Source organism: Vogesella sp. AC12 (assembly GCF_024437575.1).
GTDB lineage: Bacteria > Pseudomonadota > Gammaproteobacteria > Burkholderiales > Chromobacteriaceae > Vogesella > Vogesella indigofera.
The window spans coordinates 294,287-307,738 of the sequence record NZ_JANFNU010000002.1; the positions used below are offsets into that span (position 1 = coordinate 294,287).

Genomic DNA, 13,452 nt, shown 5'->3' on the forward strand with positions numbered 1-13,452 from the left:
TGTCCCGAGTCAAGTAATGAACGGATTACTTGTGGAATTCCAGTGGTGCGCCGGGCTGGAACAAGTCCTGCACGGCCTTGGCGGAGCGATCGCCGGCGTAATCAAATTCGCACTGGAAGGATCCCTGCTGCGTCGAGCCCTTGATGTTGAAGCGCACGCCGCTAAGCAGGAAGAAGGTGAACCCGGCCATCAGCGCGCTGCCCACCGACAGCCGGCCCTTGAGGAAGGTATTGGCCATGTCGGATCGCACCACGCCGTCCACGGCATTGTCTTGCCACACCACGCTGGATACGGAGTCGAGGAAGGTTGGATCGCCTTCCAGCTGCAGCTGCTGCAGTGGTGCGGATTGCGTCAGGGCAAGCAGGTTCTCGTGTGCCTTGCAGAGCGACAGGTGGCTGTTCACCAGTGCATGCACCACGTCGTCAGCCACGCTGACGGCGGGCTTGCCGGGGGTCACGGTCCAGTCGCCGGTTTCGGTCAGCGTCACGGTGCAGTTGAACTGGCTGAATTTGTCCAGGGTGATTTCGGCCGCCTTGGTCGACACATCGGTCCATTGCGCCAGGGTGTTGTAGTCGAAATCGCCGGTGCTTACGTAGAACGAGAACTTGGGCTGGATGTGGCGGGTAACGCCCGGGTCCGGGGACCAGGTCATGCCGATATAGCCGGCTGCGGTCTGGATGCCGAAGCTCTGGTTGGCAAACCAGCCATGATCTTCATTGCTGGGTTTGTTGAAGTTGTTGGTGACGATGTCGACGAGGCCGCTGGAGCCGGCACCCACTTCCTTGAGCTGTGGTCCCTGGCGCGGTGGGCAGGTGACATAGTCCGCCTCGTACTGCTTGCCCAGAGTGGCAAGCATCGGCACGTTGGAAGTAATGGCTACGTCGAGACCAACGGCCTCGTTGCTGGCCCCTGCCGCAACCGAATATTGCACCGGCACGGTGAACAGGTTGTAACCTTGGGCATTGTTGATAATGCTCAGGCATGCGCTCGAATTCGCGAAAACGCCGGGGTCGGCTTTCATCTGCTCGGGCGGCTGCAGGAACAGCCAGAAGTTACGGGTGCTGCCCGATTTGTTGACCAGGTAGATATTGTACTTTTCAGCCATTTCCAATTCTCCAATCAGTTAGATGTGATGTTGCTGACGAATCAGCCAACTCACTATAACCATTGCATAAAAAGAAAAATGGGTCTGTTGCGGGTCAAGTTGGTATCAATTGGGCATCAGAATGATGCGTGAAAATACTGTAAAAATTTAGATAATGATTATCTGGTATTTGCCGAATAGATTATTCGGAGAATAATAGACTGACCTCGACCCCCAGGGCCTGCGCCAGGTTTTTTGCCGTTCGGTAACGTACCGGTGTCCCCAGTTCGGCCCTTTTGATCGAGGCGGTAGAAACGGGACAGCGGTTGATTCGGGCGTGTTCCGCCAGATCGTCCTGGCTAAAACACTTGTCACGTCTCAACTTCTTGAGCTTGGCAGGATCAAGCATGACTCGTCCATCGGCTACGGTTTGTTCAGACATATTTCTCGGCCCTCAACATGGCATAAGAAATCATACATTAGTCATTATCCGGCCTCTATCAGCAAAACTACCTATGGTCGCCACTTGCCTTTCCTCTGCCATGGCGACATCGGTCGCGGTGCGTCATCGCCTCCGGCGAGGACCGACACCTAGGATGGATGGTGCTGGCGGTGGGGCAAGGGCAGACTTGGCCTTGGTGGCGTTGCCATCGTGCGCCGCGCCCGCGCGCAAAAAAGCCCGCCGGTGGCGGGCTTGCTCGGGACAAGGTTGGCCGCAAGGCTTACCACACGTCCTTGTGGATCTTGGCTTCGATCTCCGGATACTTTTTCACGTCGAACACTGGCTGCTTCACGCCGGCCTTCAGCTGTTGCTGGTAGTCCTTCAGCAGTACGAATACGTACTTGGACAGCATCACGATGGCGAACAGGTTGATCAGCGCCATCACCCCCATCGCCAGGTCAGCCATGTCCCAGACCAGCATCGAGCTGCCCAGGCAGCCGAAGACCACCATGCCCAGTACCGCCAGACGGAACAGGAAGATCACGGTCTTGTTGTTCTTGATGAACTCGACGTTGCCCTCGGCATAGGCATAGTTGCCGATGATGGTGCTGAAGCAGAACAGGAACATGATCACCGCCAGCAGCGTGCCGCCCCAGCTGCCCAGCGTGGCGCTCATCGCCGCCTGGGTCAGTTGTACGCCTTTCAGCTCGGCGCCGGGCACGAAGGCGCCGGACAGCAGCACGATCAGTGCGGTGCAGGTGCACACGATCATGGTGTCGATGAACACGCCGAACATCTGGATCAGGCCCTGCGATGCCGGGTGACGGGTGGTGGCGGCGGCGGCGGCGTTTGGTGCCGAGCCCATGCCGGCCTCGTTGGAGAACAGGCCGCGCTTGATGCCCAGCATCATCGCCTGGCTGATGGCGTAGCCGGCAAAGCCGCCGGCAGCCTGCTGCATGCCGAAGGCGCTCTTCACGATCAGCGCCAGCACGCCCGGTACTTCACTGGCGTGGGTGATGATCACGTACACGGTCATGCCCAGATACAGCGCGGCCATCACCGGCACCATCCATTCCGCCACCTGGCCGACCTTGCGCATGCCGCCGAAAATGATCGGCGCGGTCAGCAGCACCAGGCCGATGGCGACCAGGTTCTTGTCCCAGCCCAGCGCGCCTTCTGTCGCGGCGACGATGGAGTTGGCCTGTACCGCGTTGAACACCAGGCCGAAGGCGACGATCAGCGAGATCGAGAACGCCATGCCCAGCCAGCGCATGTTCAGGCCCTTCTGGATGTAGTAGGCCGGACCGCCACGGAAGGTGTTGTCGTGGTGGTTGACCTTGAACAGCTGTGCCAGGCTGGATTCGGCGAAGGCGCTGGCCATGCCCAGCAGCGCGGTCATCCACATCCAGAATACGGCGCCGGGGCCGCCCAGCGCGATGGCGGTGGCGACGCCGGCGACGTTGCCGGTACCGACGCGGCTGGCGAGGCCGGTGGCGAAGGCCTGGAACGAGGAGATGTCGTTACTGCCGGCGACGTGGTTGCGGCCGCCCAGCATTTCCTTCACGCCGCGCGGCAGCAGGCGGATCTGCATGAAACCCATGCGCAGGGTGAAGAACAGGCCGATGCCCAGTAACAGGTAGATCAGTAGCTGACCCCAGATCAGGTCATTGCCGGCATTGATCCAGCCGTGAAGTAATTCCATATGTGCTCCTAATGCGTGTCGAGCGCAACGCCGCCGGCAGCACTTGTGGCGGTGCCGGCAACATCAACGGGCTCAGGGTGTTGTTATGGTCAATTGCCGCTTCAGCGGTCTTGTGGTGCCAGGTTTTCAGCGGTGATCGCCGCTGAAGGGGCGGCATGATAGCGTAAATTGCGACGGGGGTGTGTTCGTTTGTGGTGATTCTTGGTGGGAAAAACCCTGTTTTGCGGCGGGTTTCCGGTTGTTTCGATTCGATTTGATTGAAAGTGAACCGAAACGAACGGCGGCCGGGCGGCCGCCGGGTGGCAACGCTGTCAGGGGCCGACGTAGCGCAGCAGCAGGCGGCGCAGGCGCGGCGCCCCGATCAGCACCAGCGGGAAGGCGCAGCTCCACGCCAGCAGCCAGGCGCGCAGCCAGCGGCCGACAAAGCCGGCGTCGAGGCCGGTATTGACCGCGGTGAGGATGGCCGACATCAGGAAGGCCATGTAGCAGGACATCAGCAGCGCGAATAGCAGGGTGTGTTTGCGGGAAGGAGGGGACATGGTGGTCTCGCTACGGTGGTGGGTAGCGCATTTTATATAATGTAAAGCGACTTGACCAATGTCCGGGGTGCGGCACGCGCCCGCAAGCGGTGCCAGATCGTGCGCGTTCACGTGCGACAGAACGACAACGACGGCGGAAGCGGCGTTGACACGGGGTAAAGACGCAGGCCTGGCGCGTGCTTAAGGCCGTCGCGCCGCATGGCGAGCCGCCGCCGTAGACCTTGACGCGCGGCTCAGGACAGCGCGCGCGGCGACATGCGGTGCAGGATGGCGATGGCCTGGCTGGTCGGCGTGCGTACCGCATCGGCCAGCGTGTAGCGGTCCAGCGCGCTGAAAAAGGCCTGCAGCGCCTCGTCCAGCATCCCTTTCAGCTGGCAGCTGCCGCGCAGCTGGCATGGCGGCTCGGCGCAGTCGATCAGCTCGGTGATGCCTTCCAGCTGGCGGATCACCTGCCCCAGCGGGTAAAGGTTGGCCGCACGCGCCAGCGCCAGGCCGCCGCCCTTGCCGCGGGTGGTGACCAGCCAGCCCTGCTGCGACATGAAGTGCACCACCTTGACCAGATGGTTGCGCGACACGGCAAAGCGCTCGGCGATCTCGCCAATGGTGACCGGCGCCGCGCGCGGCTCGTCGGTGAGGTACATCAGGACGCGCAGGCCAAGGTCGGTGAAGTGGGTCAGTTGCATGCAGGCAGTATCCGGGTAAAAGCGGGCCGCCGCTGCGGCCCGCTGTGCGCGATTATAGCGCGGTGCCACCGGTGCCGAAGGCCTCGGCATGAATGCGTGCGGCATCGACACCCAGCGCCAGCAGCGAGCGCTGCTGCGCCTGCATGAACGGCAGTGGGCCGCACAGGTAGTAGTCGGCGTCGGCGACGATCATCTCTGCCGTCAGCGTGATGCGGCCGGCGTGATGGTAGTGCACGCCCGGCTGGTCCTCGGCGCGGGGCGCCTCATAGTAGATGGCGCTGTGCAGCTGCGGATACTCGGCCGCCAGATTGGCGACGTGCTGGCGGAAGGCGTGCACGCTGCCGTCGCGGCAGGCGTGCAGGAAGCGGATGCTGCGCGGGCTGTTTTGTTGCAGCAGCTGTTCCAGCATCGCCAGCAGCGGGGTGATACCGACGCCGCCGCTGATCAGCACCACCGGCGTGCTGCGTTCCTGGTGCAGGAAGAAGTCGCCCATCGGCGGCGCCAGGTCCAGCAGCGCGCCAACCTCGATCGTGTCGTGCAGCACGTTGGATACCATGCCGGCCGGGGTGCTGGCGCTGCCGCCTTCCCGCTTCACCGAGATGCGCAGCGCCGTGCCGCCGGGTGCCGCCGACAGGCTGTACTGCCGCGGCTGCATCATGCCCAGCGCCGGCACCGCCAGCCGCACCGACACGTACTGCCCCGGCAGGTAGTCCGGCAGCGCGCCGCCGTCGGCCGGCTGCAGATAGAAGGAGGTGATTTCCGCACTCTCCGCCACCTTGCGGCCAACCTTGAACGCGCGCCAGCCGCTCCAGCCGCCGCGCTGGGTGGCCGCCTGCTGGTACAGCCTGCTTTCCTCGGCGATCAGGATGTCGGCCAGCTGGCCGTAGGCGGCGGCCCAGGCGGCGATCAGCTCGTCGCTGGCGGCGTCGCCCAGCACTTCGCGGATCGAGGCCAGCAGGTGGCCGCCGACGATCGGATAGTGCTCGGCGCGGATGCCGAGGCTGGCGTGCTTGTTGGCCACCAGTGTCAGCACCGGTGCCAGTACCGACGGATCGTCGATGTGCTCGGCGTAGGCGGCCACCGCCATCGCCAGCGCCTGTTGCTGGCTGCCGGCCTGCTGATGGCCCTGGTTGAAGATCTGCTTCAGTTCCGGATTGTGCTGGAACATGCGCGCGTAGAAGTGGCGGGTGAGGGTGACGCCGTGTTGTTTCAGGATCGGGGCGGTGGCCTTGACCAGTTGACGGGTGTGCTGATCCAGCATCGTGCTTTCCTTTTGTTGTGTAAAAAATACATGTTTTTGTGCGCCAGCGGCGATACGCGGCCAACGTTCGGGCCGGGGATGGACGGTGGCGAACGCGGCGGGACAGGCCGGCTTAAAACATGTACAAATAATACATGTTTAATTTCCTCGTGTCAGCCCCGGAGTCTCCCATGTCGCACACCATCGAAACCACCGCCCGCCGCGCCGCCGTCACCGCCCTGTTGCTGTTCGGCGGTTGCCTGTATCTGGCCTACCAGGGAAGCGTGCCGCTGGCGCTGGGCTGGGTCATCGCCGCCCACCTGCTGCTGACGCTGTCGGCCGGGGTATTCAAGCTGTCGGTGGTGGTGGTGATGGCCTGCCGTCACGGCCGCCGCCATGCAATGTGATTTTTCACACTCTGCCGGATTTAAGCCGCGACACCGTGCTGCCGTCTTGTACTGGTGATGGCGCAACAAGCGCTGTTCCAAACTTCCTCAATACGGAGCGATAGATCATGCTGAGCCTTCACACCAACGCCGCATCCCTGTTCACCAAAAGCAACCTGAATACCAGCCAGAACTCGCTGACGACCTCGATGACCCGTCTGGGTACCGGTTATCGCATCAACTCGTCGCAGGATGATGCCGCCGGCCTGCAGATCGCGACCCGTCTGGAAGCGCAAAGCCGTGGCATGACCGTGGCGATGAAGAACGCGCAGAACGGTATCAGCCTGTTGCAGACTGCCGACGGCGCGCTGTCCGAAGTGTCCAACATCATGCTGCGTATGAAAGACCTGGCCACCGAAGCGTCTACCGCTACCGCCACCGCTGCCGACAAGACCGCAATGAAGGCTGAATTCGATGCGCTGGGCGCCGAAATCACCAACATCATGACCAACACCAAGTTCGGTGGCGAAGCGCTGCTGACTGGCGGCAAGCTGGCCGCGGCGATGAAGTTCCAGGTGGGTGCCACTGCGGCCGAAGCCTACACCTTCAACGCCTCCGCCGACCTGACCGCCATCGGTACCGCCAACACCGCGCTGATCGCCGGCGACCTGTCGATTGCCGACCCAAGCGCCGTGATCGCACTGGCTGACACCGCCGTTGCTGCCGTTGGCACCCTGCGTTCGTCCATCGGTGCCGGCGCCAACCGCCTGAACCACATCAGCAACAACCTGGCCAACGTCAACAACAACACCCAGATCGCCAAGTCGCGCATCATGGACACCGACTACGCCAACGAAACCGCCAACATGACATCGCGTCAGATGTTGATGCAGGCTGGTACCTCGATGCTGAAGCAGTCCGGTTCCATCGGTCAGCTGGCCATGTCGCTGATGCAGTAAGCGTTTTACCCGTTGTACCTTTAATCAGTCTGCAGCCGCCGCGAGGCGGCTGTTGTCATTGGTGCCGCGCTGGCGCCGGGGGAGGGCAGGATGGCGGAAGCGATACGGGCGGTCGGTGGCGTCAGTGCGTTGCAGCCGGCGGCGACGGCGACGTCGCAGCACAGGCTGCAAGCGGGCGACATCCTCAACCTGCGCGTGGCGGCGCTGCTGGCCGATGGCAGCGTGCAGCTGGAAGGCGACGCGCTGCACTGGCTGCTGCGGCAATGGCCGGCGAGCCTGCCGCCACCAGTGCCGGGCAGCGTGCTGCCGTTCCGGGTGCTGGCGGCCGGGCCGCCGCCGCAGCTGACACCGCTGCTGCCGTCCGCCGCGCCGCCGGATACGGCACCAGCGGACGACGGCCCGCCGCTGCCGGCGACGCTGCCGGCGCCGGCTTTCCGCCAGGCGGCCTTGCCGCCGGCGCAGCTGGCCAGCGCCTGGCGCGAGGCGCTGGTGGGCACCTTGGCCGCAGCGGCGGCGCAGTTTCACCGCGAGGCCGGCAGCCACCTGCCCGGCGCGCTGCTCGGTGCCTTGCCCGATCTTGCCTTGGCGTCACTGCGCGGCCAGGCTGCGTTGCCGCTGCCCTTGTGGCTGCCGATGTGGCTGTGGGGCGGGCCACCGCTGGGCTGGCAGGTGGAAGACCAGCCGGAGGCGGAAGACGCCGCCGCGCCACCGGCGGCGCTGGACCTGTTGCTAGAGTGCGAGCTGCCGCAGGGACGGCTGCGCCTGCGCTTGCGGCTGGACGGCGCGGGACTGCGGCTGTGTTTTCACGGCGAGGAGGCGTTGTGCGACTGGCTGCGGTCGCAGCGCGGCAGCCTGCTGGCGGCGTTGCACGGCGCCGGTTTCGAGGTCGCGGCCTGTCACATCGGCAGCCGGCCGGCGCTGTCCGGACTGGCGCTGGGGCGGCACGGCATCAGCCTGTTCGAGGCGTCGCGGCTGCCGGCGTCGCTGTTTGTCGCCGCGGCGCTGATTCTGGAAATACTGCTGCCGGCTAGCCCAGCGTCCCCACCAGGCTGACCTCGCGGTTTTCCGGCACCTCGTTGTAGGACAGGATGTGCAGGCCGGGCGCGAACAGGCGGCCGTAGCGCGCCAGCAGCGGGCGCAGCTGCGGCATCACCAGCAGCAGCGGCGGCGTGGCCATCTGCTTCATCTGGTCGCGGATGATGGGCATGTTCTGCTGCAGCTGCTGCAGCACGTTGGGGTCGATCGGGAAGCTGTCCAGCGCCGCCTTGCCGCTCTGCTGCGCCTGGCCCAGCGCGCCCAGCAGCAGGTTTTCCAGGTCGGCGCCGAGGTTGAACGCCTTCATCTCGCCACGCGGGCCGAGGATGGCCTGCACGATCTGCCGCTTCAGCGCGGCGCGCACCTCCGCCGCCAGCATGATCGGCTCCTTGCTGTTGTCGGCGGCTTCCACCAGCGTGGTGGCGATCGCCTCCACCGGCTTCAGCGACACGCCGTCGGCCAGCAGCGCACGGTACACCTTCAGCTGCTGGTTGGCGGTGAGCGCCTGTGCCAGCGCCTGCGCCAGCTTGGGCGCCTGTGCGGCCAACCTGTCGCCCAGCGCGGCGACGTCGTCGTGGCGGAACAACTCGGCGAGATAGTCGCGCATCACCTTGTTGACGTGGGTGGCGATCACGCTGGCGCAATCGACCACCTGGTAGCCCAGCCCCAGCGCACGCGCCTTGTCCTGCATCTCGATCCAGGTCACCGGCATCGCGAACGCCGGGTCGACGCCGGGGATGCCGTCCAGCGTGCCGTACACCTGTGGTGACGGGATCGCCATCAGCCGGTCGGCGTGCACCTCGGCCTCGGCGATGGTGCTGCCGGCCAGCAGGATCGCGTACTGCGCCGGCTTCAGTTTCAGGTCGTCGCGCACCGCCACCGCCGGCAGCAGCACGCCCATGCTTTCGCTCAGCGTCTGGCGCACCCCTTTCAGGCGCTTGCTCAGCGGCGCGCCCTGCGCCTTGTCGATCAGCGTCACCAGCTTGTAGCCCAGCGACAGCGTCAGCGTCTCGCTGTACGGCAGGCTGTGCCAGTCCAGCTCCGGCTCGCCGTCGCCCTGCAGCACCTGCTGTAGCGCGCCGTGATCCAGCGGCGCGCCGGGTTTGGCCGGCGCCTGCTGCAGCCGCCAGCCGACAAAGGCCAGCAGCGCGGCAAAGCCGATGAAGGTCGGCCACGGCATGCCGGGGATGATGGCGAGCATGAACATCATGCCGGCGGCGGAGTACAGCACCACCGGCGACGCCAGCATCTGGCTGCTGACCTGTTCCTGCATGTCGCCGGAATCGCTGACGCGGGTGACGATGATGGCGGCGGCGGAGGACAGCAGCAGCGCCGGGATCTGCGCCACCAGGCCGTCGCCGATGGTCATCAGCGCGTACTGACGGAAGGCGTCGCCCAGTGCCATGTCGTGCATCAGCGTGCCGATGGCGACACCGCCGATCAGGTTGATCAGCAGGATCAGGATGCCGGCGATGGCGTCGCCGCGCACGAACTTGGAGGCGCCGTCCATCGCGCCGTAGAAGTCGGCCTCGGTGCTGATGTCGCGGCGGCGCTGTTGCGCCGCTTCCTGGGTGATCACCCCGGCGTTGAGGTCGGCGTCGATCGCCATCTGCTTGCCCGGCAGCGCGTCCAGCGTGAAGCGCGCCGACACCTCGGAGATGCGCTCGGCGCCCTTGGTCACCACCATGAAGTTGATGATCATCAGGATCACGAACACCACCAGCCCGACCACGAAGTTGCCGCCGATCACCACGTGGCCGAAGGCCTCGATCACGCGGCCGGCGGCGTCGGTGCCCTGGTGGCCGTCGAGCAGCACCACCCGCGTCGAGGCCACGTTCAGCGTCAGCCGCAGCAGCGTGGCGCCGAGGATGATGGTGGGGAAGATGGAGAAGTCCAGCGGCCGCCGCGCCGACACGCTGACCAGGATGATGATGATCGCCAGCACGATATTGAAGGTGAACAGCAGGTCCAGCACCAGGGGCGGCAGCGGCAGGATCACCATCGCCAGGATGGCGAGCAGGTACAGCGGGGTGGCGACCTTGTGGCGCGCCATGAGGGCAAGCAGGCGGTTGAGGGCGGTCATGTTGTCGTTTTCGGATTGGCGAGATGGGCTGGCACCGGCAAATCATCCGGCAAGGTTGGCCGCAGGCGGCGTTTGCCGCTGCGGAAGGCTTTCAGCTGCAAGACATAGGTCAGCACCTGCGCCACGGCGCGGTACAGCGGCGCCGGGATCTGCTGGTTGACCTGGGTGGTGTGGTACACCGCCCGCGCCAGCGGCGGGATGGTGAGCACGGCAATATCGTGTTCGGCGGCGATGCGGCCAATGCACAGCGCCATCTCGTCGACGCCCTTGGCGATGATGAACGGCGCCTCGGCGCGGTCCTCGTCGTACTTCAGCGCCACCGCGTAGTGAGTCGGGTTGACGATGATCACGTCGGCGGTCGGCACCGACTTGCGCAGCCCGCGCTGCGCCAGCTGCTGCTGCACCTGGCGGATGCGCTGCTTGATCTGCGGGCTGCCCTCGGTCTTCTTGTACTCGTCTTTCAGGTCCTGCTTGCTCATGCGCTGCTCGCGCTGGAACAGCAGCCACTGCAGCGGCAGGTCGATCACGGCAAACAGCACGAACACCGCCGCCAGCGCCAAGAGCGCCTGCAGCAGGCGCGCGCCGGCGGCGGCCAGCGCCTCGTCCAGCGGCAGGTCCTGCAGCGCGAAGAAATCCTGCATCGCGGAGAGTGCCACGCCGTACAGCACGCCGCCGAGCAGCAGCGCCTTGAGGATGGACTTGCCGACCTCGCTGGCGTGCTTGGCCGACACCACCCGTCCCAGGTGGCTCAGCGGGTTGAGCCGCTTCAGCTGCGGGAAGAAGTGCTGGCCGACGAAGATCCAGCCGCCGGGCAGCATCGAGAACACCACGATCAGCAGCGGGATCACCAAGAGCGGCAGCAGCATCTTCACCAGCAGGGTCAGGCTGCCGGCGAACAGCATCGACCACACGTTCTCCAGCGTGCCGCGGCCGCCGAGCGAGGCGAAGGCCAGCGCGAACAGGCGGCGGAAATCGGCCAGCCAGTCCGGCATCTGCCAGAAGCTGAGCCACACCGCCACCACGATGCCGACCGCGGTGGCGACATCCTTGGAGCGCGGCACCTGGCCCTGCTTGCGCGCCTCGCGCAGCTTGTGCGGCGAGGCCTTTTCCGTCTTGTCGCCGTTGTGCGCCTCAGCCACCGCGCGCTCCCATCATGCCCTGCAGCAGGTTGAGCATCTGGCCGCTCAGGCGCAGGTAGTGCTGCGGCAAGTAGTGCAGCACCAGCCCCAGCGTCAGCAGCCCGAACAGCGTCACCACCGGGAAGCCGAGCGAGAACAGGTTCAGCGCCGGCGCCACGCGGTTGATCAGGCCGAAGCCGACCTGCACCACGAAGGTGGCGAACACCGCCGGCAGCGCCAGCACGATGGCGGCGGCAAACACCCAGCCCAGGCTTGCGGCCAACCTTGCCAGCGACTGCGGCAGCAGGCCGCCGCCGACCGGCCACACCTTGAAACTGTCGAACACCACCTGGGTCAGCACCAGATGGCCGTCCATGGCGAAGAACAGCAGCGCCGCCAGCAGGTACAAGAGGTTGGAGATCACGTCGGAAGAGCTGCCGTTGCCGGGGTCGTTCATCACCGCCATCGACAGCCCCATCTGCGACGACACCAGAAAGCCCAGCAGCGACAGGATGGTCATCACCAGCTGGAAGGCGAGGCCGAACAAGAGGCCGATGACGGCCTGCTCGATGGCGGTGACCACGCCGTAGAGCGAGAACGGGTCGATGGTCGGCACGCCGCGCATCGCCGGCAGCGTCGCCACCGCCAGCGCCAGCGCAAGGCCGAGGCGGGCGCGCACCGGCACCACGCTTTCGCCGAGGAAGGGCGCGATGCTGATCGCCGCGGCGTAGCGGCAGAACGGCCACCACAGCGCCGGCAGCAGCACCAGCAGTTCGGCGAGTACGGCGTTCATGTCGCTCAGCCGACCAGCGTGGCGGCGCGCTGGAAGATGTCGATGCAGAAATCCATCAGCATGCCGGTGATCCAGTGCCCGGCCAGCGCGATGGTGGCCAGCGTCACCAGCAGGCGCGGCAAAAAGGACAGCGTCTGCTCGTTGATCTGCGTCGCCGCCTGCACCAGGCTGACGATGACGCCGACGATCAGGCTGGGCAGCACCAGCAGCACCACCAGCACGATCACCACGTGCAGGCTGTCGTTGACGAGGTCGACGGCAATATCGGGAGTCAGCATCAGTAGGCCTGTATCGAGGTAACCAGGGTGTTGACGGTCAGCGACCAGCCGTCCACCAGCACGAACAGCAACAGTTTCAGCGGCAGCGAGATCACCAGCGGCGACAGCATCATCATGCCCATCGCCATCAGCACGCTGGACACCACCAGGTCGATCACCAGGAAGGGGATGAACAGCATGCAGCCGATCTGGAACGCGGTTTTCAGCTCCGACAGCACGAAGGCGGCCAGCTTCACCGCAAACGCGTGCTGGCGCGGGTCGCGGATGTGGCTCTCGCCGGACAGCTTGGCGATCTGCGCCAGCGCGCTCTTGCCGGTCTGCGCCAGCATGAAGCGCGACAGCGGTGCCTCGGCGCGCAGCAGCGCCTCCGGCATGCTGATCTGGTCCTGGTCGTAGGGCAGCATCGCCTTGTTCCACACCTCGACGCCGACCGGGCGCATCACCAGCAGCGTCAGGATCAGCGCCACGCCGGTGACGATGCGGTTGGGCAGGCCCTGCTGCAGGCCCAGCGCCTGGCGCAGCAGCGACAGCACGATCACGAAGCGGGTGAAGCTGGTCATCATCAGCACCAGCACCGGCAGCAGACCGAGCAGGGTCATCAGCACCAGGATCTGGGTCTTGACGGTGAAGTCCACTGCGCCGCCCTGGCCGCTGGCGGACAGCAGCTTCAGCGTGTCGTCGGCCTGCGCCAGCGGCGCCGCCAGCAGCAACAGCGCCGGCAGCAGCGCCCGCAGGCGGCGCCACAGCATTGGCATCATGAGGTCAGCGCGTCGAGGTCGAGATTGTCCAGCGCGATCACGCGCAGGCCGTAGTTCTCGCCGGCGACCACCACTTCGGCCTTGCCGATGGCGGTGCCGTTGATCTTGATGTCCAGCGGCGCGCCGGCCAGCTTGTCCAGCTCGATCACCGAGCCGGGGTCGATGCTGGCGAGGTCGGCGAGCGAGATCTCGGCGGTGCCGACTTCCAGCGTCAGCGACACCGGGATCTTGCGCAGGAAGCCCTGCATGTCGCGCGCCGGGCGTGCCGGCAGCGGCGCCTCGTGGCTGGCGTCGGCGGCGGGCATGCCGTCCAGCATGCCGTCGAGGTCGAAATCGTCGGGTGATTGCATCG

Annotated in this window: 15 protein-coding genes; 3 read left to right on the forward strand and 12 right to left on the reverse strand. The window is 65.5% G+C overall.

Annotated elements, in window-relative coordinates; all coding sequences use genetic code 11:
* Nucleotides 1-25: 25 nt before the first annotated feature.
* From NOM55_RS05225 to hmpA, 6 genes are all read right to left on the reverse strand, one after another.
* Nucleotides 26-1,105, reverse strand: a complete 1,080-nt coding sequence (locus tag NOM55_RS05225) for a hypothetical protein (RefSeq protein WP_211329208.1) — start codon at nucleotides 1,103-1,105, stop codon at nucleotides 26-28.
* Between the two features lie 181 nt (nucleotides 1,106-1,286).
* The gene (locus NOM55_RS05230; RefSeq protein WP_156168041.1) at nucleotides 1,287-1,493 is read right to left on the reverse strand and encodes a helix-turn-helix domain-containing protein; all 207 of its coding nucleotides are present in this window, start codon (nucleotides 1,491-1,493) and stop codon (nucleotides 1,287-1,289) included.
* 313 nt (nucleotides 1,494-1,806) lie between these two features.
* Nucleotides 1,807-3,228 carry a sodium:alanine symporter family protein gene (locus tag NOM55_RS05235; RefSeq protein ID WP_047967770.1) on the reverse strand — a complete coding sequence of 474 codons (1,422 nt, stop codon included), beginning with the start codon at nucleotides 3,226-3,228 and terminating at the stop codon, nucleotides 1,807-1,809.
* A gap of 311 nt (nucleotides 3,229-3,539) precedes the next feature.
* Nucleotides 3,540-3,767, reverse strand: coding sequence for a DUF2798 domain-containing protein (locus NOM55_RS05240; RefSeq protein ID WP_255907775.1), 228 nt, complete (start codon nucleotides 3,765-3,767; stop codon nucleotides 3,540-3,542).
* Nucleotides 3,768-4,000: 233 nt separating this feature from the next.
* On the reverse strand, nucleotides 4,001-4,450 hold the full coding sequence (locus tag NOM55_RS05245) for an Rrf2 family transcriptional regulator (protein ID WP_255907776.1): 450 nt from the start codon (nucleotides 4,448-4,450) through the stop codon (nucleotides 4,001-4,003).
* A 52-nt stretch (nucleotides 4,451-4,502) separates the two neighbouring features.
* Nucleotides 4,503-5,843, reverse strand: coding sequence for an NO-inducible flavohemoprotein (gene hmpA, locus NOM55_RS05250; protein WP_370687864.1), 1,341 nt, complete (start codon nucleotides 5,841-5,843; stop codon nucleotides 4,503-4,505).
* A 38-nt stretch (nucleotides 5,844-5,881) separates the two neighbouring features.
* Between hmpA and NOM55_RS05255 the strand changes: the two genes are divergently transcribed.
* The 3 genes from NOM55_RS05255 (at nucleotide 5,882) to NOM55_RS05265 (ending at nucleotide 8,088) form a co-directional block, all read left to right on the forward strand.
* Entirely contained in the window at nucleotides 5,882-6,097 is a 216-nt protein-coding gene (locus NOM55_RS05255) for a hypothetical protein (protein WP_255907777.1), read from the forward strand.
* A gap of 107 nt (nucleotides 6,098-6,204) precedes the next feature.
* Entirely contained in the window at nucleotides 6,205-7,035 is an 831-nt protein-coding gene (locus NOM55_RS05260; protein WP_047967765.1) for a flagellin, read from the forward strand.
* A gap of 90 nt (nucleotides 7,036-7,125) precedes the next feature.
* Nucleotides 7,126-8,088: a hypothetical protein gene (locus NOM55_RS05265; RefSeq protein WP_255907778.1), complete on the forward strand. Its 963-nt coding sequence runs from the start codon at nucleotides 7,126-7,128 to the stop codon at nucleotides 8,086-8,088.
* Here the strand turns inward: NOM55_RS05265 and NOM55_RS05270 are convergent.
* The 6 genes from NOM55_RS05270 to fliN are packed head-to-tail and all read right to left on the reverse strand — an operon-like array spanning nucleotide 8,063 to nucleotide 13,450.
* Nucleotides 8,063-10,153, reverse strand: coding sequence for a flagellar biosynthesis protein FlhA (locus NOM55_RS05270; RefSeq protein WP_255907779.1), 2,091 nt, complete (start codon nucleotides 10,151-10,153; stop codon nucleotides 8,063-8,065). The genes NOM55_RS05265 and NOM55_RS05270 overlap by 26 nt on opposite strands.
* Nucleotides 10,150-11,292 carry a flagellar type III secretion system protein FlhB gene (gene flhB / locus NOM55_RS05275; RefSeq protein WP_255907780.1) on the reverse strand — a complete coding sequence of 381 codons (1,143 nt, stop codon included), beginning with the start codon at nucleotides 11,290-11,292 and terminating at the stop codon, nucleotides 10,150-10,152. Before flhB ends, NOM55_RS05270 begins: the two co-directional genes overlap by 4 nt.
* A complete protein-coding gene (gene fliR / locus NOM55_RS05280; RefSeq protein ID WP_255907781.1) occupies nucleotides 11,285-12,064 on the reverse strand; it encodes a flagellar biosynthetic protein FliR in 780 nt (259 codons plus the stop codon). The genes flhB and fliR overlap by 8 nt, the downstream gene beginning before the upstream one ends.
* 5 nt (nucleotides 12,065-12,069) lie before the next feature.
* Entirely contained in the window at nucleotides 12,070-12,342 is a 273-nt protein-coding gene (fliQ, locus tag NOM55_RS05285) for a flagellar biosynthesis protein FliQ (protein ID WP_047968382.1), read from the reverse strand.
* Nucleotides 12,342-13,100: a flagellar type III secretion system pore protein FliP gene (gene fliP, locus NOM55_RS05290; RefSeq protein WP_255907782.1), complete on the reverse strand. Its 759-nt coding sequence runs from the start codon at nucleotides 13,098-13,100 to the stop codon at nucleotides 12,342-12,344. Before fliP ends, fliQ begins: the two co-directional genes overlap by 1 nt.
* Nucleotides 13,097-13,450 (reverse strand): flagellar motor switch protein FliN, encoded by a 354-nt coding sequence (gene fliN / locus NOM55_RS05295; RefSeq protein ID WP_047968384.1) that lies wholly within the window; start codon nucleotides 13,448-13,450, stop codon nucleotides 13,097-13,099. The genes fliP and fliN overlap by 4 nt, the downstream gene beginning before the upstream one ends.
* Nucleotides 13,451-13,452 lie beyond the last annotated feature (2 nt).